Genomic DNA, 23,030 nt, shown 5'->3' on the forward strand with positions numbered 1-23,030 from the left:
GCGCGTTGGCGTAGCCTGCGCGTTAGCACTTAGTACACGAAAGAAAGAAAGAAAACTGGAGGAAACCAGTGGCTGAACCTGATGCAGTTCGTTGGAACAACGTCATGCACCTCTCGCCCGATCTGCCTTGTCGAGTCTTCAATCCAATCAAGTATCCCTAAAAAACTGGATTGGCGTTTTTGGAACCATCTTGTGCAAGGTGCGAAATCTCGGCGGTTCGATTGGGATTGCCGCGATCGCTACCTTAGTCACCCAGCGAGAACAATTTCACTCAAATCGTTTAGGGGAGGCGTTTTCGCTCTATAACCCGGCAACGCAGCAGCGACTGGAACAGCGGACTCAATTTTTTGTCAGTCGGGGTGCGGATCTGAGTACCGCTCAAAATCAAGCGCTCGCTACGATTACGAATACCGTCCGCCGAGAAGCTTATGTGATGGCTTTCAATTAGCTCCAAGTGAATCGGAACGTTGCTCCAGCGCCTGCTGCGGACTCCACCCACACCCGTCCACCGCGACTTTCGACGATTTTCTTAACCACCGATAGACCGATGCCAGTGCCTTCAACTTTGTCCCTCGCTTCCAGTCTTTGGAAGATGCCCCAAATCTTCTGATGGTATTTGGGTTCGATTCCTTGCCCGTTATCAGCGACTGAGAACTCGTAGTATGTTCCCAGTTCCCGAACACTAACCTGAATACACACATCCGAGCGATTTGCGTACTTGATGGCGTTGCCGATCAAGTTCATAAACACCTGCTGTAGTGGCACCCGTTCGGTTTGCAACGTTGGCATAGACTCTACAAGAATCGCCACTTCCGGCGGTGGATCGAGCAGTTCGATGACTTCCGATAGCAAGGAGGACACATTCACCGCCTCTATCTGTTGTTGTACCCTACCCGCCCGCGAATATTGCAGAATGCCGTTAATTAAAGCTTCCATACGGTGAACTCGTCCCCGCAATAAATTCAGATGTTCGCGGGAGTCTTCAGTCAGTTTATCTGCGAGGTCTTCTTCAATCCATTCTGAAAGCGTAGCGATCGCTCTTAGGGGTGCTTTTAAGTCATGGGATGCAATGTAAGCAAACTGGTCTAAATCCCGGTTACTGCGTTCTAGCGCCTGGGTCATTTGAACCAGTTCTTCCGCCTTTTTCTCAATTTCCTGACGCGATCGCACTTGTTCTGTCACTTCCACGGCGTGGGTCATAATGCCGTTGACTTTACCATTAGCATCTACTAAGGGTTGGTAGACGAAATTCCAAAAACTCTCCTCCAGAATGCCATCGCTGTTGCGGTCGAACATCGCCCGCATCTCATTGCCGACAAAAGGTTCGCCACTGGTATAAACCTGGTCTAACAACTCGAAAAAGCCTTGCCCTTGCAAGTCCCAGAACGCCTCGCGCACGGGTTTACCGACGATATCCCGCTTTTCCACAATCTGCATATACAGTGGGTTCACCGTTTCCGTGACATGGTTCGAGCCACGGGTGATGGCAATTGCCGCCGGTGCTTGCATGAAGACTCGCTGTAGTTCAGCACGCGCTGCTTGGGCTTCGGCTAAAGCGCGATCGCGAATCTCCCGCTCTTGCTTGCGTTCGCTGATGTCGCGAGAAACCCCTACAATCTCCACAACGTTGCCGTTGGTATCGAAAATTGGGGATTTAATCGTGTGGAAGAAGCGAGTTTCACCGTCAGCGCGGACATTCGGCTCTTCCAGAACTTCGATTGGCTGACCTGTTGTGAAGACTTGCAGATCGTCTTGCAGGTACTGCTGAGTGTAATCGAGTTGATTGTAGGGGACATCCGTGATGCCGTGCAGCTGCTCAAGGGTCATTCCATAATATTCGCAGGCAGCTTTGTTGGCATACACCACAACTGAGCCGGGAGCCTTGCAGAACACCATATCCTGCACGGAATCGAGAATCTGGGCATAGCGGTGTTCGCTCTGTTTAAGCGCTTCCTCGGCACTTTTGCGATCGCTAATATCGGTGTGAACGCCAATCCATTCCCGAATGCTGCCGTCCGCTTCAAATACGGGGACGGCGCGCACGCTCATATATTTATAAATACCGTCGGAACGCCGCAGACGATGCTCGATTTGGTAAAGGGTGCCATTGGCAACCGCATTCGACCACTCTTGCACGGTATGCGCTTGGTCATCTGGGTGAACGGCATTGAGCCACCCCCAGCCTTTTAGCTGTTCGTAGGATTGCCCGGTAAACGCACTCCAACCCGGCTGTGGAGTGACAAATTCTCCCTCAGCTTTGGTGTCCCAGATAATTTGAGCTGTGGCTTCTACAAGCGAACGGTAGCGTTCTTCACTCTTGCGGAGTGCTTCTTGCACCGTTTCCACCTCGATTCGTGCTGCCTGTTCGCGCAATAAAAGCTGAGTTTTTTCCTCAGCTTCCTTCTCCTTGGTGATATCGACCATTACGCCGCGCAGCAACTTGGGGCAACCTTGTTCATCGCACACTACACGCACCACATCTTTGAGCCAGACAAGGCGACCATCCGATGCGATCGCGCGATACTGGAATTCGTGGTCTTTTGCTTGATTGGTTGCACTCACGCAAAAATTAACGCACCAGTCGCGGTCTTCCGGATGCAGCAAGTAATCCTGCCAAAACGTCGGCTCATCTAACCACTGACCGATCGGATAGCCGAGAATATCTTGAGCGCGATCGCTAACAAACGTGAATTTCCACGTCACAGCGTCCATTTCCCAGACAATCGCATCCAGTCCTTGCACTAGCTCGACAAAGCGTCGATGTGCCTCTGCTGCACTTCGTGCCGCTACTTCCTGCTCAGCTGCTTCGCTAATGCTAACAGCCAGCGCTGTTGCTGATGCCTCAGCCTCTCGGTGTGCCGCTTCTAACTCCGTCTCACTCATCCTCAAGTCTTCTTTTCAGTACGACCAGCTCAAGATGCCCGACTGTTTGCCCAGGCTCCAAACGTTCCAGCAGCTTACTTTTGAGTAAATTCCGGGGCAATCCGATCTGTCTTTGCCGCCATTATAAAATCGTTCCGGTGCAAACCAGAAATCGCGTGAGTCCACCAGCTCACCGTCACCTTCCCCCACTCCGTCAGCAACGCCGGGTGATGCCCTTCCGCTTCCGCCGCTTCGCCCACTTTATTGGTGAACGCTAGCGCCGTCTGAAAATCTGCAAACTTGTAGGTGCGCTTGAGCCGCGATTCTCCCTCCTCTTCCACAATGTTCCAATCTGGAATCTCTGGTTTGAGTTCTGCGATATCCGCCTCAGTAACGCGCGGCGCATCTTTATGACAGGCAATACACTTTTCTTGTGTCAGATTTGCCATATTTCCCTATTTTCGGCACTTAAGTTGTCCGATTTTACCCAAGTGTCTGTTTTTGCACGTCTGCCGTAATGCGGATTTTGAAGGGAAGGATAGGTGGGTGCGATCGCGCTAAGCCGTCTTTAACCACTTCAGCAAGGCGCTTTAATAGCATTGATGTAAAAAAACTGGTTGGATTCTTCAATGTTGCCAATCACCAGAAAGCCAGCGTTCATAATCTGAGCAAGCAAATCCGACTGTTTCTCTAGCCAGCGGTTTATAGGTTCAGAAATTTTCAATAAACCACCGAACTTAAGCACGCGATAGGCTTCCTTAAGATAATCTGGATAGTTGATGCCCATTAGAGAAAGAGAAAAGACAGCAACATCAAGTTTTTCGTCTTCTAAGGGAGTGTGAGCAATATCGCAGGCGATCACGGTTTCATTGATGGCAATGTGATCGAACGAGTAAACCTTGTTCGGCACAGATTCAGCAAGTTTGGCTTCACCGCAACCAAAGTCACCTACAACCCAGTCAGGACGTTTTTCAAGGGACTTAGCGATCTTTTCGTAGGGGATTTCAGACCAAGTTTTTCGCGCCTCACGGTAGAGTGTGTGATACAAGTACCATTCCTCTGGATTCTGATTTAGTCGTTCATGGGTAGTTTGGCTGTAGGCGCTGTTGAAGCGACTGTTCATCATAGAGAAATCGCCAAACCGACGCAGAGCAATTTGTGTCTCGAATTCTGGCAAGGGGACTTTTAACTGGGTACGCTCGAAGACGAAAACCCCATCTTTTTCCACCCGCGAAATCCACGCTTGTAGAGCCTCATTTGCCTTCTTTTGCATGGTTTCGGGTGATGCCAGTTCCCCTCCAGGAATAACCCCATCTATAGCAGCATCAGCGAGAGTTTTTTTCCACTGAATTCGATGCCACCGCATTTTATCCCAAGACCAGATATCATCTTTGTACGAGAGAACAACCTGCGGGATGATTACCTCAACTTTCTCGAAGGCTGAGCCTTGTCGGTAGAGTCGTCCAATGAGTTGTTCGTACTCGGCGCTAGTCCAAGGCAAACTGACAACAATTAAGCGGTTACAAACATATTGCAGTCCATCAACGCCAGTGCCAACAGGCGCGGTTCCAATTAAGACATCAACATTCTTTTTGATGAACTGCTCTAATTGAAATTGACGTTGTTCGTTATTCTCATTGCCTGTGAATAAGCCAACAGTAAAGCCAGCATTTTGAATGGCTTGACGCAGAGGTTCAACCAGTTCAGTTACGTAATGGGTGTAAACGAGGGTTCCTTTTCGCAATGCGCCAATAATTGTGTCGATTTTGGCATTGAGTAAAACCCGTTCTTTATCGAGTAGGCTACCTTGAAATGCTTTTACCAATTGGGGAAGACATGACTCGCCAGGGATTTCAGGACGAGTTGTTTCAATATCCTGTTTATAGTTCGGTTTGTAGCGAATGCCATAAAGAATTAGCTTTTCGTGCATGGTGATCGCATTCGCAATACTACTAAATGTCTTGAGTTCGCTAAACTCCACACCCTTAATCATCTCTAGCAGTGCTTTGGCTTCGTAGAGGTTGTTAATTACAGGTGTGGCACTCATGCCAAGAACACACAAATCGGGGTTTTTCTGGCTTGCCTCACACAGTAGACCATTGACTACTTGCCGCCGTTTGCTTTCTTCTTTGGGAATGCGCTGTTTAACGTTCTGGATTTCGTCCAAAACGATGAAGTCAATTTGATGGTTATCGACCAGTTTCCGTGCCATCTTGTCTGAATTTAGCTGCTGGAAGGTTTCAAAGTTCAGAATCAGGTAAGTATGCTTTTCTGGATTAACTTGGATATCGCCACGCTCTTTGACGATAACGATACTGTCCGGATAGACGGATGCGATCGCGTCTTTCCACCCTTTGACGGTACTGTTGAAGGCGATAATAATTGTCAAACGCGCATCAATCACGCGGCTTGTGAGGATGGCGGATATGGTCTTACCTGCGCCAACACCTGACCAGTTGCCAACTCGTCGTTCTGTGAGTACGCGATAGGCGGTGAGCTTCTGCATCAGCTTGGGTGGTGCATGGAAGCTGTAGCCAGGGGGAATTGGAAGATTATTTGCTCCGTCGTACTGGCTTAAGAAGCGGCTGCGGATTTCGTTGAAGTAGGCTCCACCTGTTTCGGTACGGAGGCGATCGAGGTCAAATTTAGGGTCATTATTTAGGCAAGCTTGCCAGAGTTCGCTGACTCGGTTACAGACAAGAAATTCTAGGGTTTCCTCATCTGAGGTAATTCCTGCATCAACTAAGAGGTCAACTGCTTTGAGTGCTGCAAAGGAGCGAAGTGTAGGTAGTTGATCAGTCGTTTCTTCCTGGCTAGGAACTACATCGGAGGCTATTTCCTCATCATTGCTAAGTTCTTCGTTATCAACTGCGGCGTTTTGCTCTTCAATTCCAGCAACAAGCTTCTCAAAATCAGCTTCAGGATTAGGTGAGGAGCATAAGTTTTGAATGCTCTTGATGAGGTGAGCATTGCTGTTTCTTCTGTCGCTCAGTGAGCAATTAACCATGCCATTCTGGCGCATGATAGCGTAAAGTTCCGCAGGTTGAAGCTGTGGCAGAATAGGTTCAATGCTACGTAGGAAACTCAGAACACCATTTCGGTTCCATACGTTAAGGACGCCTAGCCAATCACCCCAACCTATCCAACCTTTGGTTTTATAAATTTGGTTTGGATTAAAAGGAATATCACTAGGTCTGGCATCACTTTTAGCCCATGCTTGCCATTTAGCTGTGCTTTTCAATCCCAAACTGCGAACGTAGTCACGAGCTTCCTCAAAAAGTCGATAAGACTGCTTTTGAGAGGCAATTGTCCCAGTTCCTAACCAATCTCCCCAGTCAACCCAACCCTTGTTTTTATAAGTCCTATCAGGATTTGCCGGAATATCATCTGGTTTGGCATTGCTCTTAACCCAGGTTCGCCATTTACTCGCACTCTTTAAGCCCAAACTACGAACGTAATCACGGGCTTGCTCAAACGGTCGATAGATTAAGTTAAAGTTAGCGATGGTTCCAGTTCCTAACCAGTCTCCCCAGTTAACCCAGCCTTGATTTTGGTAGACTTCGTTTGGATATATCGGAATTTCATTTAACTTGGCGTTGCTTTTAGCCCAGAGATGCCATTCAGAGCTGCTCTTTAATCCCAGACTGCGGACAAAATTACGAGCTACATCAAAAGGTCGATAAATTCGATTCTGATTAGTTGCAGCTCCTGTTCCTAACCAATGACCCCAATTAACCCAACCGTTGTTTCTATATATTTCATTAGGATGTGCCGGAACGTCATCCGGTTTAGCATTATTCTTGAGCCAATTTCGCCATTCAGCAACACTCTTCAATTCAAGGCTGAGGGCAAAAGTGTGGGCTTCCTCAAAAGGTCGCCAGTTAGCTCGGAGTTTTTTCTTAGCGTATCTCATTCTATGGGTATGTCCCTTGCCTAAAAACCTTCTGGCAGTGGATACATTGATTCATATTCTTCTAAATTAAGTAACCTATATTTTCCTCTATGAAGAGACTGGTATACTTCAATAGCTTTATTGGAAACAGATGAGCTTTCTGGTCGCGCAATAACGTAACCTTGATGGCAACTTATTATCATGACTATAAACATCCCAATTGAACTAGCGAGTTGACCGTTCCTGATTTCAATTCTTTGACAAACTTGGAGGCTGCTGTTAAAGTCGGCAACTTTAAGATAAAGGCGTGGTGATTTGTGCGGCTCTATTGGTGTTAACGGAAGAGCTAAATGTATTTCTGTCATGACAAGTTTGGGCGTAGTTCCAGTTATTGGTACAAATATACTGTCTAAGAATAAGGACTGCAACTTAGCTCGTGATGTCATCTCATCTGGCATATTTCAGGTGATTGACATCCGCCTCAGCTTCTCCTAAAACACTATTCAGTTATACTGACCGCTCCCACTCCTTCAATAAATAACTGGTTTGTGATACTTAGCGCGATCTCATTCTTCCAAACACAACAAGCGCGATCGCATCTCCCAGCCTCGCCTCCAATTAACAAAGCTCACCGCTAGCTATAATCGAACCATCAAAGTGTTTTTGAATCCAAATGACAATACCTCTTCCTCCACAACTTCGTAGCCTACCAAATAGCCTGCCAGTAGAAGGTGCTGTCCGAATCGAACTGGAAGAAGGAGTACCTATTTTTCGGGCTTCAAGTTTTGTGCAAACTCGAATAGAAGAGTTACTGTCCAAACAACAAGATTCCCTTCTTAGTACAGCAGAAGAACAAGAACTTGATAGCTACGAAGAAATTGATGATTATCTAAGTTTTCTTAATCGTACTGTTCGGAATCTTTTTCTAGTTCAAAATCAAGGAAATCTATAAAGTTGCCTCCTCATCGTAAGATAAGCGAAGTTGTTCGGCAGCAGGTACGTCAGCGAGCCAGGAGTTTGTGCGAGTATTGTCACGCATCAGAACAATGGCAATACGTGCAATTCACAGTAGATCATGTAATTCCAATTGCTCAAGGCGGAGCGGATACTATTGAAAACTTGGCTTTAGCTTGTTTTCATTGCAATCGAAGAAAAGCCGATAAAATAACAGCGATAGATCCTCAGTTTGATCTACAAGTTCTACTGTTTAACCCCAAACAAGATATTTGGAAGGATCATTTCATTTGGTCTGCTGATGTACTCTCAATCGTTGGTATAACACCCACTGGCAGGGCTACAGTCGTTGCATTAGGATTAAATCGCGAATGGGTTATAAATATTCGTGCCGCCGATCGAGCAATCGGGCGGCATCCACCAATAGGCGATCCAATTCAGCAAGCCGAGTAAATGATAAACGCGATCGCATTCTTCCCAACATAATGAGCGCGATCGCATTCTTCTAATTTTTTCTCTAATTCCTTGATACCTTTAGATCGCAAACCCCAAAACCACATTTAAACTAAAGCGAATCTGTTCCCAATATTCTTCCTCCAGCACACCCACTAAACCCAAAACGCGACGATGATCGACAGCACGAATTTGCCCGACATCAATAAAATGGTCTTGGTCTAATCCATTGGAGGGTGTTGCTTTGACATTTACAACGTAGGGGGCTTCCTTCTTTCCCGGTCGAAACGGCATCACAATTGTCAGAAGCCCATATTGGTTCATAATGTCATTTTGCACAATCAAGCAAGCGCGGGTTTTTTGCGCCTCAGCCCCTACGGTTGGATCGAGTGTGACCCAACGGATTTCTCCCCGCCGATAAGTTAAATTACTCGCTGGCATTCATGCCATCCCCAGCGACACTATCCCAAGCTGCAATTTCAGCTTGGTACTCTGGATCTTTAGCATCCTGTTGGAGGGCAGTGATCATTTGTGCTTCCAGAATACGGCGGCGGTGTTCTGCCAGCAGTTCGTTAATATAGGCGCTGCGGTTGCCTTTTGCCTGCAAATCTACAAATCGTAGGATGTCATCTTCTAAAGAGATTGTGACTTTTTGCATTAGTATGACTTCTGGGTATGGTAATTTTATCATACTCAAAATTCTCCCAGTTCATTTCAGGCATCGTGTGTGAAGCGAACAAATTAAATCCAGTAAATCGCACTCTTCGTGAATACAAAGCGCGAGCGCTTATGTTCGCCACTGGTTCAGCCAGCGTACTTGCCCGATCCACTCAGATGCGTGTGTCTCTGACAGCAGGCGATCTAGAGCAGCAATTAAATCCGAGAGTGTCCAACTGCTTTGAGCCGCCAGGATAATGCCGCCATGTTGGGGGTATTCGGCTAAAATCAAAAAATCGCGGATGTTAAAGGTAAAGATACACCGTCCTTGTGCCGTAGCCCCTAATAACTGAGCCTCATCGCTGGCATCTAAAGGCATCCAATCAGTTGGTGTTCGGGTGACATCGTGACCGCGAGAAATTAAGGCTTGATGTAGGGCTTTAATAGATGTATCGGCATCAAGGTGCAACAGCGGTTTAGACATTTGCCGCTTCAAGAGTTTCTTCAGATGCGATCGCCATCTCTATTTCCGCCGCGTGCGCTCCAAAGTAAGCTAGAGCCTGCTTCACCTGAGCCTCACTCAACCCATACTCAGCAGAAATTTCCTTCGGGGATAAACCCCAAAGTTTCGCAGCAACTACCACTGTCTGCACGCGCAAGCCAGTCCCGCGCAGAAAAGGCATTGGCTGACCGCTAGCGCCGCGACGGTATGTAATTTCAGGAAATGCCGGATCGTCGAGTTGCTGGCTTAGCGCCCCTACCTTCTCTGCCACAGCCCACAAAATGAATTGATTTAGCGAAACACCTTGGGAAGCTGCATATTTTTCGGCATCTTGCTTTAACTGAGTTGGTAAGTTCAAGGAGTAACGTGCCATTGATTCTTCCTCAGCGTGCCAATATTATAACACATCATATATTACGTCGTATGATATGTCATTTAATCCACAAGCGTCGTCAAGACAACTGTTTGGCTATCCTAATTTGTATCGGCACACGATCGCATCCTCGCTCCGTCACAGCCAAAGCGATCGCATTCTCCCCAGCAAAAGAAACGCCATCGCGCTTTATCGGGTCGGTTAACCATACTGGGGGATTCGCGAGTTCTATGAGCAAAGTAAGAATAAGGAGATCGAGTAGTAAGAGGTAAAAATGCAATCAACCATTGAGCGATCGGCAACCCAACTACCGCCGCTGATTCCCCGTGAGATTCTTTTCGGCAACCCAGAACGTACCAGTCCGCGACTTTCACCGGATGGTAAGTATCTGGCGTACATCGCCCCCGACGAGAAGAATGTCTTGCAGGTGTGGTTGCGGACAGTCGGACAGGAAGACGACCGCCAACTCACCGCCGATAAGAAGCGCGGTATCCGGATTTTCTTCTGGACTTATAACGCCGACCAGCTGATGTATATGCAAGACTCAGATGGCGACGAAAACTTTCACCTCTATGCAGTCAATATTCACTCCAATATTGTCCGCGACTTAACGCCATTCCAAGGGGTGAAAGCACAGCCAGTGGATCTTGACCCCAAGTTTCCCGATCAAGTGTTGGTGGGGATGAACTTGAAGGACTTACAAAAGTTTGATGTTTACCGCATTAACCTGGCAAACGGTGCGGTTGACTTATACGCCGAAAACCCAGGCAACGTAGTTAGCTGGACAGTGGACGCCCAATTCCAGGTACGTGCCGCTACCGCAGCAACTCCTGATGGGGGTTCTGACCTGTTATTCCGGGAAACAACCCAAAGCGATTGGGAAACGCTGCGTCACTGGGGACCAGATGATGAAGGCGGTGCCGTTAGCTTCTCGGAAGATGGCAAAACCCTTTATATCAGCGGCAGTCACGATGCCAACGCCAGTCGCCTGATTGCTTTCGATGTCACTACTCGCGAAGAAACAGTCATTGCCGAAGATCCGCAATACGATCTAGGCGGTATCGTCATTCACCCGATTACGCGAGTTATCCAGGCAGTTTCCTTCTACAAAGAGAAACAAGAATGGCAGGTACTTGACCAAAGTATCGCCGCAGATTTTGAAGCGATCGCCCAAATTCGTCCCGGAGAATTCGGCATTTCTTCTCGCGACCTTGCCGACAAAAATTGGCTAGTTGCTTTCCTCACCGATGATGGCCCAGTCTACTACTACGCCTATAATCGAGATTCCAAGACCAGCACCCTCCTGTTCAGCAACAAACCCGTATTAGAAGGGTTGTCGCTGGCATCCATGCAACCAATTTCCTACCAAGCCCAAGACGGCTTGACGGTTCACGGCTACCTGACAACACCTGTAGGAATCACCGCCCAAAATTTACCGACCGTGTTGTTGGTTCACGGTGGCCCTTGGGCGCGAGATACTTGGGGTTACGACCCGCAAGCGCAGTGGCTAGCGAACCGGGGTTATGCCGTCCTGCAAGTAAATTTCCGGGGTTCCACCGGCTACGGCAAAGCCTTTGTCAACGCTGGCAACCGGGAATGGGCAGGGAAGATGCACGACGATCTCATTGATGCCGTCAACTGGCTGGTGCAGCAAGGCATCTCCGACCCGCAAAAAATTGCTATCATGGGCGGTTCCTACGGTGGTTACGCAACCCTAGTCGGATTAACTTTCACGCCGGATGTGTTTGCCTGCGGTGTAGATATCGTGGGTCCCAGTAACTTGATTACGCTAATGCAAAGTATCCCACCCTACTGGGAACCGCTGAAGGCAAACTTCTACTATCGGGTTGGCAACTTGGAGACGGAAGAAGAATTTCTCAAATCGCGATCGCCCTTATTTTTCGTTGACCGGATTACCAAACCACTGCTAATCGCCCAAGGTGCTAACGATCCACGGGTGAAGCAGGCGGAAAGCGAACAAATCGTCGAGGCGATGCAAAAGGCAAATAAACCTGTAGAATATGCCCTTTACACGGACGAAGGACACGGTTTCGCCCGTCCCGAAAACCGATTGCACTTTTACGCGATCGCAGAAGAGTTTCTCTCTAAATACTTGGGTGGACGCTGTGAACCGCTAGGAGACATCCCCGGACATTCCGGCGTACTAAACCCATAGTCCCCATCCTCACCAATCAAGGTACGCAAAGAAAGTCTAAACTTTGCGTACCTCTGCGCGTACCTTTGCGTTGAAAACCGAACCTTTTGCACAGAAAAGCAGTATTCTAAAACAAACCAAATTGTTGACAATCAAACTGTTATGGACGACTTTATCAAAGACGCGATCGCCGAAGCTAAACAGGGGCTCAGCGAGGGGGGAATTCCCATTGGTTCAGTTCTAGTTAAAGATGGGCAAATTGTCGGGAGAGGACATAATAAGCGCGTCCAAGACAACGACCCTGTTACCCACGCAGAAATCGATTGCTTACGCAATTCTGGCAGAATCGGCAGCTACAAAGATACAACGCTTTATTCTACCTTGATGCCTTGTTACCTCTGTGCGGGTGCTGTTGTCCAATTTGGGATTAAAAAAGTCATCGTCGGTGAATCTGCAACTTTCTCCGGTGCCAAGGAATTCATGGAATCTCACGGCGTTGAAGTGATTGATTTAAACCTGGATGATTGCAAGCAGTTAATGAGCGATTTCATCCAGAATAATCCCCAGTTGTGGAATGAGGATATTGGCAAGTAATTTCCAAATAAATTACTTCTAAATTTAACTCTACAGGGAATTTTTTTTGTTTTACCCACTAGAAGTTATTAATTTTTTTTGATATAATAAATTTGATAAGGAAGAACTAAGCTTTAATATTTATTTGAGATAGATTTCCATTTTTTAAGTATACCTTGAAAAGGTGGAATTCTTGTTACCAAATACGCCATTTCTCATAAAAATCTAGTTATTCTATTCCCCTGTTCCACTTAGAGATAGAATCCCTCGTTCTCTGAGAAATGTGTCGAACGTCTCTCTATCGGGCAAAGAAGGCTGGGCACCGGCAATAGTTGCCGAAATCGCACCAGTGGCAGCACCCCAGACTACTGCCTCCCGCAGAGGACGCCCAGAAGCCAAAGCTGCTGCCAATCCCCCATTAAACGCATCCCCAGCCGCAACAGTATCAACTGTCTGAACGGGAAAAGCGGGGACGAAGAATGTTTCCTCCGGTGTGGCACAGAAGACACCGCGATCGCCTAGTTTCACAATTGCAGTACCGACGCCCTGTTGACGTAAAGCTGCGGCTGCTTTGGCAGCGGTTTCTTGCCCATCCACCGCAAAACCCACCAATTGCCCCGCCTCAATTTCGTTGGGGGTGATAATGTCAACCAACGGATATAAAACAGACGCAAAATCTCCCATCTCGATAGCAGGTGCGGGATCGAGAATCACCTGGACACCGGCTTGTCGGGCTGCCCTAGCCGCGGCTACAACGGCTGGCATCGGAATCTCGAATTGAAGGAGCAATGCAGCAGCACCGGGTAACAAATCGCTAAGGCGTCCGACATCCTCCTGGTTCACGCGCCCATTGGCACCGGGGACGATGATAATGTGATTTTCTCCCCTCCCACCCACAGCGATCGCTGCGACGCCAGAATGAGCCGCCTCATCCACCAAGACAGCCCCAGTCTCGACACCAGACGCTTGAAGATTGGCGAGGAGTTCGCGTCCAAAATTGTCGGCACCCAGACGCCCAACGAGCTGAGTCGGAATCCCCAGCCGCGCCACTGCTACCGCTTGATTCGCCCCTTTTCCACCCGCAGCGGTAAAAAAGTCATGACCCCGCAGCGTTTCACCAGCAACTGGCAATCGAGGCGATCGCGCCACGAGATCCATGTTAATGCTGCCGAAGATGATAACTTTGGTCATTGGTCGCTCTTGAAAGTTTTGAATTTTGAGTTTTGAATGAAAGGGATTCCTAACTCAGAACTCAACATTCACTACGCTTCGGACTCGCTTACTGCACCGTAACCGCCGGTTCTAAACCCAAAGTCGCCATTAACCGCTCAATATCGAAGTTTTCAGCCATCATCTGGCGAACGCACTCGACCTTAATCGGTTCGTGGAGCCGCACTTGACCAAAGGCACGGTCAATAATTCCTACAGTCGTCAGCGTATCCAGGTCAACCGACAAAATCGGAATCTCTAAATCTTCAGCGCGGCTGAGGATAAAATGTTGTGGCGGCAATTGTCCAGTCAAGATCAGGCACTGAGTAGAAGTTTCCAAGGCGGCTAGCTGGATATCCGTGCGATCGCCTCCCGTCACCACCGCCATGTTCGTTCCCTTACGGAAATACTTCAGCGCAGAATTTACATTCATTGCGCCAATTGTCAAGCTTTGTACCATTAAATCCAGCCGATCTGGACGGCACAGAACTTCTGCTTTCAACTGGCTGACCAGTTCCCGAACGCTGACACTCCGCAGCAACTCGCTTCTTGGCAACATTCCCAACACAGGAATCCCCTGCCGCTCTAGAAAAGGTCGTACGAGCGTCTCAGCGGCTTCCAGATTAGCTGCGGGAATATCGTTTATCAAAACACCCGTTAAGCGATCGCCCAGCCGCTTTTTGGCTGACAACAGCGCATCCACCAATAGAACCGAGTGAAAACGAGCCACCAGTAAAACAGCCGCATCAACCGCCTCAGCAACCTGTCCCAGAGACAAGTCGAATAAGCTGCCTTCTTCCAAAGTTCCTGGCCCTTCTAATAAAACCATTGGGGCACCAGGCACCCGTCGATACTGCTCCAGAGACAGACGGTAATCCGTCTGGTCTTCTCCAGAAAGGCGTCTTTGAATCGTCTCTTCATCCAGAGACAGCAGAGTCGGTCTGATTCGATTTTCTGGTAATTTCAATACCTGAGCGAGTAACCGGACATCCTCCTCCATCGCATCTGTTTGCGATTCACTTAAACAGGTGCCCAGCGGTTTCCCATAGGCGATATCCAGCCCCTTTTCTTTCAGCTGATGGGCAATCCCCAAGATCGTTGCTGACTTGCCACTGTAAGCTTCTGTTGACCCGATAAGCAAATATTTAGCCGCTTTTGGCACACCCTCACTCCTCATTTCTACAGTGTTCAACCATCTGCTCGTAGCAGCTTACGATAGAACGCGTGGGAAAAGTCGATTGTGCGAGTGCGCTTGAAATTCATAATTACATCGATTAAAAAATCGACTAACTCTGAATTTGCCATCATCACTTCGTAACTCAGTTCCGCATTTCCATCAAACTGCAACCGACAACGGGTCAAATCCAATGGGAGCCTAGACACATACCAGGTGGCAACAAAAGGAATGCTATCGCCGCCTTCTATTTTGCGATTCCCTTCTAAAGACCCTTTTTGATACAGGCTAATTGCCAAGGGCAACATATTCCGCTTATTGCCCTGGTAGTAGGGCATGTAGACACTGACATCCCCTTGGTTTGCAGGCTGAAGTTGGTCAATTGACATTGTCTTAAATCTTCCTCAATTTCCGTCTGACTGGCAGTAGGGCGTTGTCCCTAATTTTCTGCGCTCTGACAGCCGATTGGGAACACAATAGCTTAGAGTTCTAGCCTTGGACGGTGGAGCTAATGGTGATTCTACCTTAATATACAGGTTCCCGCGTCCTCCCCAGGATAAATTCATTCATTAAAGGAATTAAGGACTATGTGGGAGGGAGAAAGAGCAGGAAAGAGTAGTAGAGAAATTTTCGTTTTCCTTCCCCTTTTTTCCCTTTGTAGCGAATTTTTTTCCCCTTTTCCCCGATTCCTGAGTAAAACTTCCTATCTGTTGCCGATTAGTTTACGCTGACTGAATAAAGTTAGGGAATTATTCACGCGAGAAATCTATGCCTCCTTTAGTTGCTAATTACTACTTAACTTATCGCTGCAACGCCCGATGTCATTTTTGTAACATCTGGGCATTAGAGCCACCCCAAGAAGCTGACTTTGCCACGATTCAACACAACTTAAAGGACTTGCGCCGGTTGGGTCTGAAGTATATAGACTTTACGGGTGGCGAACCCCTGCTACGTGCAGATGTTGGTCAGATTTACGCTGAAGCCAAAAAGCAGGGATTCTGGACCAGCATGACGACGAATACAATTCTTTACCCGAAAAAAGCCAAAGAAATTCAAGGATTAGTTGACTTCTTGAATTTCTCGCTAGATGGTGCAGATGCTGAAACCCACGACCATTCGCGGGGAGTGAAAATTTTTGACACCCTGGTTGAGTCGGTTGCTCTAGCACAAGAACTCGGCGAACAACCCGTTCTCAACCACACCGTCACCGCCCAAAATTATCAGCACATTAACGAAGTCGCAGAACTCGGTCTGCGCCTAGGCGTCAGGGTATGGCTCAACCCAGCTTTCACCGCCCACGACCACTACAATTCCAACAAGAATCCCACCCCAGACATGGTGGCAGCAATTCAAGCCGCCGCCAAGAAATATAAGAATGTCGGATACAATAAGGCTGCACTGGCGTTCATTGAAGCTGGGGGGAATGATACGAAAAATCCCCGCTGTAAAGCGGTAGATGCAGTAATTGCGATTTCTCCCGACGACAAGCTACTCCTACCTTGCTATCACTTTGCCCAAACCGGCGTTCCCATTAACGGTAAGCTTTACGACCTCTATCGCCAGTCAGAGGAAGTAGAATCCTACCGCCAATCTCAGGGCAAGCTGTCCGTGTGCGAAGGATGTACGGTATGGTGTTACCTGATCCCCAGCTTCTTTATGGGTGTAGATAAGTATTGGTGGTTGAATCAAGTAACCTATGCCGGAGAATTCCTGGCCCGAAAAAGATTCTTACAACGAGCTTGAACCGCTCGATTCTCTGTTGTCTGAATGTAGAGACGCAATCAATGAAGTTTCTACAGAAGAATTTGAGAGCGACTTTTTTCAGGGACTGGCAGGACGCCGACGCAAAGCGGCGTTCGCCTTAACGGTGATTTGGGGCAGCATCATTGCCCTACATCTGTTTGTTTGGGGTTCGTGGTTAGTCCTAGGACTGACCGGACTGTTGGTGATTCAAGCGTTCCGCGTCGTATTCGCGCGACCCCGACCAGTCCCAGCGCCGTTGTCGGAAGCAACAAAAGACCAATGGCCTTCTGTTTCCCTACTGGTGGCAGCTAAAAATGAGGAAGCTGTTATTGGCAACCTGGTGAAAATGCTGTGTAATCAGGACTACCCAGTAGATCGGTATGAAGTTTGGGTGATTGACGACCACAGCACCGATCGAACCCCCCTCGTGTTAGAGCATCTGGCGAAGGAATATCGCCAGTTAAAAGTCCTGCGCCGAGGTGCGAATGGGGTTGGCGGCAAATCGGGAGCGCTGAATCAAGTGTTGTCCCTGACGCGAGGAGAAATTGTCGGGGTATTTGATGCCGACGCCCAAGTGCCACCAGATATGCTGCGTCGGGTTTGCCCAAGTTTTGAGCGGCAACAGGTGGGAGCCGTGCAGATGCGAAAAGCGATCGCAAACCCATCGTTGAATTTCTGGACTCGCGGTCAGATGGCAGAAATGGCACTGGACTCCTATTTCCAGGAGCAGCGCATTGCCATTGGCGGCATCGGGGAACTTCGAGGCAACGGTCAATTTGTCCGCAGAGCTGCCTTGGAGCATTGCGGTGGGTGGAATGAGGAAACCATCACGGACGACTTGGATTTAACGATCCGCTTACACCTGGATCGGTGGGATATCGAATTTCTGATCTTTCCCCCCGTATATGAGGAAGGCGTCACCAGTGCTAGGGCACTGTGGCATCAGCGCAATCGATGGGCAGAAGGGGGATTCCAGCGCTATCTGGACTACTGGCGTCTCCTGGTGTCAAACCGGATGGGCACCCTCAAAAGCATTGATGCGTTCTCGTTTTTGCTCACCCAGTATATTCTCCCCGCCGCTGCCGTGCCCGACTGCCTAATGGCGATCGCGCGGAATCGTCTGCCGATTCTCAGCCCCATCACCGGAATGACGTTCATTCTGTTTCTGATGGGGATGTTCGTCGGTCTGCGCCGCACCCATAAAGAAGAGAAATTGACTGCATCGGTCTTTTTCGTCACCCTGTTGCAAACCTTACGGGGTGTCCTTTATATGTTGCACTGGATGGTAATCATCGCGGCTACTACCGCCCGGATGTCCGTGCGACCGAAGCGGCTGAAATGGATTAAAACGGTGCATCAAGGCAATAGCGAGGAAAGTTTTGAGTTTTAAGTTTTGAGTTTAAAAAAAAGGGACACGGTACTGCCGTGTCCCTTTTTTTAAATAGGACGCAGCACTGCCGTGTTCTTACTCTAAAACCCTACATCATCATCTTCTTGCCACTCATTGAGTAGCTCGTCGGCAGAATGAATCATCTCTTCGAGTGGCAAGCGCGTCGGCATCTCGGAAAGAGACGGTAAATCTAAAGTCTCCAGATTTTCCTCTCGCTCATCAGCCAGCTTGACAATTTCCCCTTTAAAAAAGTCCGCGAGGCGTTTGGCAGCGATCGCGACTTCATCGTCCCACTCTAAATCGGGCGGTGCGGGTGGTTGGGCAGTAGCGGCTGGAGTTCGTGAAGCTGTAGAACTGCCGTTCTTCACCTCATGCTTCGCCTGCGGTGGCATCTTTGACGGCGGCGGGCTGGTTGAAGGGGGTGCTAAATCGTTACTAGCGCCATTCCCTGTCTTGCCTTCCCCAGAAGGCTGTACGGGCGGTGCTTGAGGAGTCGGTATCCCAGATGCGATCGCTCCTACGGAATTTTTACTGGGCAATGTTCCTAAAGAATCAGACCTTTCAGCGTTTGGCGGTTTTGAGGCAGGATGAGACTTCACCTCAGCCCCCCCGCTAACTTGAAAGCTGACTTTTACCTTAGATTGAAAGGTTTTTGAAAAAGCTGCTTCCACATCTGGCAATTTTGTCTGGGCTAACTTTAACAAACCCGTTGAACTGACACTCAGGATGGCTTCCCGACCATTAAAGTTTAGTAAGCGACATCGTTGACGCAAAAATTCTTGCGTCCCAAATAGCTGGACGTGATTAATCACCTGTTGCCAAACTCGATCGAGTTCGACACTTCGATCCGTAGCCTCTTCCGGCTGAGAAACTGGCGCATGAGGTTCGGTCGATTCTCTCGGTTCTGGTGGTGGTGCCGCCGCGGAGGGCGTCTTTGGTGGCGCTTCCTGCTGAATCTGCGGAACGCTAGGGAGAACGGGTTCAATGACTGGCTTAGCGGGTTGGGCAGGGGTTGAGTGTTGAGTGTTGGGTGTGGATGCCCGATCGACTCTTGCCTCTTGCGGCTCGACACGCGGGCGACTCAGATTCACACTACCCGCTCCCTGGGTCTGCTGACCGCTATTGGCTAATGGCAACAAGCCTAACAGCGTCACTTCTAACCACAGGCGCGGCTGAGTCGTATTTCTAATTTGAACTTCGCTGTCCTTAAGGTGCTTTTGCCCCTGCAAAATTGTCGGGATGTCCAGATCCTCAAATTCGCACAACTGAGTCCAGGTAGGCGCGGTCACGGCTACCAAATCCGGGCGTTTGGGGGCAGTTTTGGCGATCAGTAAATCGCGGTAGAAACTGGCAAGATTTTGGAGGACAATCAGCGGTTCTCTGCCTCTGTCCATGAGGTGACGACCTTTTTCCAGAACTGCTTCGGGATCGGAATGAGCGATCGCCTTCAACAACTCCATTAAATCTCGTTCTGGCACCGCTCCCACTAAATCCCAGACCGCCTCTACCGTCACTTGACCGGATAATAGGCTGAGCTGGTCGAGCAGGCTTTCCGCATCCCGCAAGCCTCCCTGAGCCACTTGAGACACCAAGGTAATCGCCTCGGAAGTAATGTTGATATTTTCCAACTGGGCAATTTTTCCCAGATGCTCCACCATCGCCTCTAAGGGAATGCGGCGAAAATCAAAGCGTTGACAGCGAGAAATAATTGTCGGTAACACCCGCTGCGGATCGGTGGTCGCCAGGACAAAGACAACGTGCTTGGGTGGCTCCTCTAGCGTCTTCAGCAAGGCATTGAACGCAGCTGAACTGAGACTATGAACTTCGTCAATCACATACACTTTGTAGCGGCACTGAACGGGGGCATATTGGGCGCGTTCGATGATCTCCCGGATATTGTCCACGCCGGTGTTGCTAGCGGCGTCGATTTCAATTACATCCAGCGCTGAACCTTTGGCGATTCCTTGGCAAACAGGACAAACACCACAAGGTTGTTCTGTCGGCTGACTATTCTGAAGACAGTTCAGCGACTTTGCCAGAATCCGGGCGCTGGAGGTTTTGCCCGTTCCTCTGGAACCCGTGAATAAATAAGCGGGGGCAATCCGTTCGGTACGGATGGCGTTGCGGAGTGTGTGGGCGATCGCTTCTTGTCCCACCAAATCCGCGAACGTCTGAGGGCGATACTTGTGATGTAGGGGTTCGTAGGTCACGGCAGGGTTTCGTCAGACAGATAAGCGACAGAGGTGTCGATAAAAGTGTAACGTGTTGCTCTAGTCGAACCGGATGCGATCGCCTTCTGGTTGTCTTTAGAGAATTGGTGTGGTTTTCTGGAAAGCAAACATTACGGTTAACCGATCAAAAGCTCATAATAGCCAGTAAACTGTTCAAGCCCGTTAGATAAAATCTGAGAAAGTAAGGGCGGGGGGACTCTAGCAAATGCTCAAGCAACTATGGCGATCGCTGGTAAGGTGGTTTCAGCGTTTATTTGGAACGGGCGGCAGGCGAAACCCAACACCCGCCTCGGTTCGCTCGGAACCCCCTAAACCCCTGACGGATACAGATTATGAATTTTTGTACAGCCAACTGCTCGAAGGTGTCGCACATGGCTGGCAGCAAGACCGGGTTTTACGGTTTTTTGAATCTCTGGGCGATCGCGGTCAATCATCCCTCTGGGTGGGGTGGCTGAACCGCTTTGGGGAAAGATTATTGGCTTCACCCGCCCCTAATAATGAGTTAGCGGCACGAATGGTACAGCTCGGTCAGGTGGGCTGCGGAGAAATCGGGGAAGTTTCTTATGATATTGGGATGCAACTGCTGACGAGAAACGCTCCGGCACGAGCAGTAAACCCCCCACCCGTCTCTTCTATCTATGAATACGAGGAGTTCGACACGCCGGAGGAGGAAGTCCCCGCAGTTAGTGAGGAAGGGGAGGAAGGCGGAGAACTCAAAACAGTCACCCTGGATGAGTTGTTGGTAATGTTGCAGCAGGATAGCGGTTTACTTCAGCAAATTTCCGAGCAACTGCAAATTGAGACGACCGATCCACAAGTCATTGTGCAAGCATTGATGAATCAATTCAATGCGGCAAATCCATCCAGTGCCGAGGAAGCAGAAAATCCATCGAGTGCAGAGGAAGCCGAAGCTTGGTTTAATCAAGGCAATCAGCAAGCCAGTGCTGGAGAATTGTCAGATGCGATCGCTAGCTACGATCGTTGCTTGGCGATTAGCCCAGATAACTATATCGCCTGGAACAACCGAGGCGTGATGCAGAAAAATTTAGGACATCTGCAAGATGCGATCGCCAGCTTTAGCAGGGCGATAGAAATTAAACCCGACTTTTACGAAGCTTGGAACAACCAAGGCAATACTTTCCAGGACTTAGACCGTTTAGAAGAAGCGATCGCTAGCTTTGACAAGGCAGTAGAAATTAAAGCAAACGACCCAGAAGCCTTCTACAATCGGGGATTAGCGCTAGAAAACTTGAACCGCTATGAGGAAGCGCTGGCGAGTTTTGACCGGGTTCTGCAACTCCAACCCAACTATTCAGAAGTCTGGATGGTAAGAGGCGAGACCCTACACCGCTTAGCTCGATATGAGGAAGCGATCGCCAGCTACGACCAAGCTTTGCAACTCAAACTGGATGACTGGGACTCCTGGATCGGTCGCGGCAAGTCGGCGCTTCTTTCAGCGAGTTTGGACCCCCTACTGAGTTCCTTAAGTAAGGTCGCTCAAAATAATCCCGCCTTGAACCAGCGCGGCGATGAAGGGCAATTGGCAAGCTATGAGGAAGGGTTGAAGTACGTTTCTCAAGACACTCACCCAGAAGGTTGGGGTAGATTGCATCAGGCAATCGGCAATGCTTACTATGAGCGATCGCAAGTGAATCCAGAACCCAATCCGTTGCGCCAAAAAGCCATAATCGAGTACGAACAGGTGCTATCAAGCCTCCCCGAAGCCGATTTTCCAGAGTTGCATCAAGAGATTTTGCAAGACCTTCTGCAACTCCAGCAATCTTTAGGACAACCCTCTGAAGAATCCTGAATAATCTGACAGGGCAGCTTTTCCTCGCTTGGGGCTGCCCGTTTTTTGTACAATAACCATTCAACCTCGCAAAACCACTTTCATGCCCTTGACTCGGACAATCCAAAGTATCTATACCGATGGTGCCTGCGTCGGCAACCCAGGTCCTGGAGGCTGGGGTGTTGTTGTCTATTTCACCGATGGTTCGGTCTATGAAATGGGCGACGCCGATCCGGCAACCACTAATAATCGAATGGAAATGCAAGCCGCAATCGGCGCATTGAAACTCGTGAACGGCCTCGGACAACAAGAACCCATCACCCTCTACACCGATAGTGAATACCTGAAAAACGGTGTTACCAAATGGGTGAAAGGTTGGAAAAAGAAGGGTTGGAAGACAGCAGAAGGGAAACCCGTCCTCAACCAAGATCTCTGGGAAATACTCGATGAACTCAATCTTCCCCGGATCGAGTGGCGGTATGTCCGGGGTCACGCAGGAAATGAGGGGAATGAGCGCTGCGATGCGATCGCGCGGGCTTTTGCGACGGGGAAGACTCCTTCGCTGCAACAACCCATAGCAGAAGAGTCAATTGTTTCACGCGCCACTAATTCTATTGATAACAAAACGATACAATCGAGTGACTTATCTTCTGACCCTCCTAACCTCGGCCTAGTCATGGTAGATTCTACTACTCCATCTGCTCTTGATTCTCAGGACAATCTGCCCCGTGAGGTGAGAGTCGCCCAGCTGCGTAATCTGATAGAAACTCTCCACGTGGCTGACGAAATTGCTGCTAAAGGCTACCTAATTACTAGCTCTGAATTAGCTGACTTGATGGATGTCAATGCCAGCGCTGTCACCAGTCGCGGAGACCACTGGGGGTGGCGTAACTGGATTGTGTCGCGGGTTCGCCGTGAGGGCAATCAAATTCTTTGGCAGCTAGAACGGGTAGATGCCGTCAACAGTAATTTCGATTCTTAAACGAGTTTTAGTTTTGGGGAATTGGGAAAAAGTTTTGAGTTTTGAATTAAAGAACTCTCTGATAACTCAAAATCCAAAACTCATCGCTCTC

The 23,030-nt window shown here is 49.0% G+C and carries 21 protein-coding genes and 1 pseudogene; 10 read left to right on the forward strand and 12 right to left on the reverse strand.

Features of this window, described 5'->3' with window-relative positions; all coding sequences use genetic code 11:
* Nucleotides 1-199: 199 nt before the first annotated feature.
* A pseudogene (locus tag NC997_RS11785) lies at nt 200-445 on the forward strand (EmrB/QacA family drug resistance transporter); the annotation flags it as partial.
* Here NC997_RS11785 and NC997_RS11790 read toward each other — a convergent pair.
* The 4 genes from NC997_RS11790 to NC997_RS11805 all read right to left on the reverse strand — a co-directional run bounded on the left by NC997_RS11790 (nt 445) and on the right by NC997_RS11805 (nt 7,212).
* Nucleotides 445-2,883 carry a PAS domain-containing sensor histidine kinase gene (locus NC997_RS11790; RefSeq protein ID WP_190525624.1) on the reverse strand — a complete coding sequence of 813 codons (2,439 nt, stop codon included), beginning with the start codon at nt 2,881-2,883 and terminating at the stop codon, nt 445-447. The pseudogene NC997_RS11785 and the gene NC997_RS11790 sit on opposite strands and share 1 nt — an antisense overlap.
* Nucleotides 2,884-2,957: 74 nt before the next feature.
* A complete protein-coding gene (locus tag NC997_RS11795; RefSeq protein ID WP_190415292.1) occupies nt 2,958-3,311 on the reverse strand; it encodes a 4a-hydroxytetrahydrobiopterin dehydratase in 354 nt (117 codons plus the stop codon).
* 128 nt (nt 3,312-3,439) lie between these two features.
* The gene (locus tag NC997_RS11800) at nt 3,440-6,775 is read right to left on the reverse strand and encodes a helicase-related protein (RefSeq protein WP_190525625.1); all 3,336 of its coding nucleotides are present in this window, start codon (nt 6,773-6,775) and stop codon (nt 3,440-3,442) included.
* 20 nt (nt 6,776-6,795) lie between these two features.
* Entirely contained in the window at nt 6,796-7,212 is a 417-nt protein-coding gene (locus NC997_RS11805) for a hypothetical protein (protein WP_190525626.1), read from the reverse strand.
* Nucleotides 7,213-7,427: 215 nt separating this feature from the next.
* Between NC997_RS11805 and NC997_RS11810 the strand changes: the two genes are divergently transcribed.
* The gene (locus tag NC997_RS11810) at nt 7,428-7,706 is read left to right on the forward strand and encodes a hypothetical protein (protein WP_190525627.1); all 279 of its coding nucleotides are present in this window, start codon (nt 7,428-7,430) and stop codon (nt 7,704-7,706) included.
* Between the two features lie 2 nt (nt 7,707-7,708).
* A complete protein-coding gene (locus NC997_RS11815) occupies nt 7,709-8,161 on the forward strand; it encodes an HNH endonuclease signature motif containing protein (protein WP_190525628.1) in 453 nt (150 codons plus the stop codon).
* 81 nt (nt 8,162-8,242) lie between these two features.
* Here the strand turns inward: NC997_RS11815 and NC997_RS11820 are convergent, their stop codons facing one another.
* The 4 genes from NC997_RS11820 to NC997_RS11835 form a co-directional block, all read right to left on the reverse strand.
* Nucleotides 8,243-8,602, reverse strand: coding sequence for a type II toxin-antitoxin system PemK/MazF family toxin (locus tag NC997_RS11820; RefSeq protein ID WP_190525629.1), 360 nt, complete (start codon nt 8,600-8,602; stop codon nt 8,243-8,245).
* Nucleotides 8,589-8,819: a CopG family transcriptional regulator gene (locus NC997_RS11825; RefSeq protein ID WP_190525630.1), complete on the reverse strand. Its 231-nt coding sequence runs from the start codon at nt 8,817-8,819 to the stop codon at nt 8,589-8,591. The genes NC997_RS11820 and NC997_RS11825 overlap by 14 nt, the downstream gene beginning before the upstream one ends.
* Nucleotides 8,820-8,948: 129 nt before the next feature.
* Nucleotides 8,949-9,302 (reverse strand): DUF5615 family PIN-like protein, encoded by a 354-nt coding sequence (locus tag NC997_RS11830; RefSeq protein ID WP_190415305.1) that lies wholly within the window; start codon nt 9,300-9,302, stop codon nt 8,949-8,951.
* Nucleotides 9,295-9,693 carry a DUF433 domain-containing protein gene (locus NC997_RS11835; protein ID WP_190525631.1) on the reverse strand — a complete coding sequence of 133 codons (399 nt, stop codon included), beginning with the start codon at nt 9,691-9,693 and terminating at the stop codon, nt 9,295-9,297. Before NC997_RS11835 ends, NC997_RS11830 begins: the two co-directional genes overlap by 8 nt.
* 55 nt (nt 9,694-9,748) lie before the next feature.
* Here NC997_RS11835 and NC997_RS11840 point away from each other — a divergent pair, with 55 nt between their 5' ends.
* The 3 genes from NC997_RS11840 to NC997_RS11850 all read left to right on the forward strand — a co-directional run bounded on the left by NC997_RS11840 (nt 9,749) and on the right by NC997_RS11850 (nt 12,442).
* Nucleotides 9,749-9,898 carry a hypothetical protein gene (locus NC997_RS11840; RefSeq protein WP_190525632.1) on the forward strand — a complete coding sequence of 50 codons (150 nt, stop codon included), beginning with the start codon at nt 9,749-9,751 and terminating at the stop codon, nt 9,896-9,898.
* Nucleotides 9,899-9,967: 69 nt separating this feature from the next.
* Complete coding sequence (locus tag NC997_RS11845; protein ID WP_190525633.1) at nt 9,968-11,869, forward strand: S9 family peptidase; 1,902 nt, start codon at nt 9,968-9,970, stop codon at nt 11,867-11,869.
* 141 nt (nt 11,870-12,010) lie between these two features.
* Nucleotides 12,011-12,442 carry a nucleoside deaminase gene (locus tag NC997_RS11850; RefSeq protein WP_190525634.1) on the forward strand — a complete coding sequence of 144 codons (432 nt, stop codon included), beginning with the start codon at nt 12,011-12,013 and terminating at the stop codon, nt 12,440-12,442.
* A gap of 213 nt (nt 12,443-12,655) precedes the next feature.
* On the opposite strand, the gene rbsK is transcribed toward NC997_RS11850, so the two are convergent.
* From rbsK to ebsA, 3 genes are all read right to left on the reverse strand, one after another.
* On the reverse strand, nt 12,656-13,612 hold the full coding sequence (rbsK, locus tag NC997_RS11855) for a ribokinase (protein ID WP_190525635.1): 957 nt from the start codon (nt 13,610-13,612) through the stop codon (nt 12,656-12,658).
* A gap of 88 nt (nt 13,613-13,700) precedes the next feature.
* A complete protein-coding gene (locus NC997_RS11860; protein WP_190415704.1) occupies nt 13,701-14,792 on the reverse strand; it encodes a DRTGG domain-containing protein in 1,092 nt (363 codons plus the stop codon).
* Nucleotides 14,793-14,818: 26 nt separating this feature from the next.
* Nucleotides 14,819-15,193: a type IV pilus biogenesis protein EbsA gene (gene ebsA, locus NC997_RS11865; RefSeq protein ID WP_190415317.1), complete on the reverse strand. Its 375-nt coding sequence runs from the start codon at nt 15,191-15,193 to the stop codon at nt 14,819-14,821.
* Between the two features lie 379 nt (nt 15,194-15,572).
* Between ebsA and NC997_RS11870 the strand changes: the two genes are divergently transcribed.
* Both NC997_RS11870 and NC997_RS11875 read left to right on the forward strand, forming a co-directional pair.
* Nucleotides 15,573-16,547 carry a radical SAM protein gene (locus NC997_RS11870; protein ID WP_190415319.1) on the forward strand — a complete coding sequence of 325 codons (975 nt, stop codon included), beginning with the start codon at nt 15,573-15,575 and terminating at the stop codon, nt 16,545-16,547.
* The gene (locus NC997_RS11875) at nt 16,501-17,937 is read left to right on the forward strand and encodes a glycosyltransferase family 2 protein (protein WP_190525636.1); all 1,437 of its coding nucleotides are present in this window, start codon (nt 16,501-16,503) and stop codon (nt 17,935-17,937) included. The genes NC997_RS11870 and NC997_RS11875 overlap by 47 nt, the downstream gene beginning before the upstream one ends.
* A gap of 80 nt (nt 17,938-18,017) precedes the next feature.
* Here NC997_RS11875 and NC997_RS11880 read toward each other — a convergent pair whose 3' ends face one another.
* Nucleotides 18,018-20,147, reverse strand: a complete 2,130-nt coding sequence (locus NC997_RS11880) for a DNA polymerase III subunit gamma/tau (protein ID WP_190525637.1) — start codon at nt 20,145-20,147, stop codon at nt 18,018-18,020.
* A gap of 226 nt (nt 20,148-20,373) precedes the next feature.
* Between NC997_RS11880 and NC997_RS11885 the strand changes: the two genes are divergently transcribed.
* Together NC997_RS11885 and rnhA are read left to right on the forward strand one after the other, a co-directional pair.
* Nucleotides 20,374-21,978 (forward strand): tetratricopeptide repeat protein, encoded by a 1,605-nt coding sequence (locus NC997_RS11885; protein ID WP_190525638.1) that lies wholly within the window; start codon nt 20,374-20,376, stop codon nt 21,976-21,978.
* An 82-nt stretch (nt 21,979-22,060) separates the two neighbouring features.
* On the forward strand, nt 22,061-22,939 hold the full coding sequence (rnhA, locus tag NC997_RS11890; RefSeq protein ID WP_190525639.1) for a ribonuclease HI: 879 nt from the start codon (nt 22,061-22,063) through the stop codon (nt 22,937-22,939).
* The last annotated feature ends 91 nt before the right edge of the window (nt 22,940-23,030 follow it).

The organism is Trichocoleus sp. DQ-A2, assembly GCF_039961915.1.
GTDB lineage: Bacteria > Cyanobacteriota > Cyanobacteriia > Cyanobacteriales > FACHB-T130 > FACHB-T130.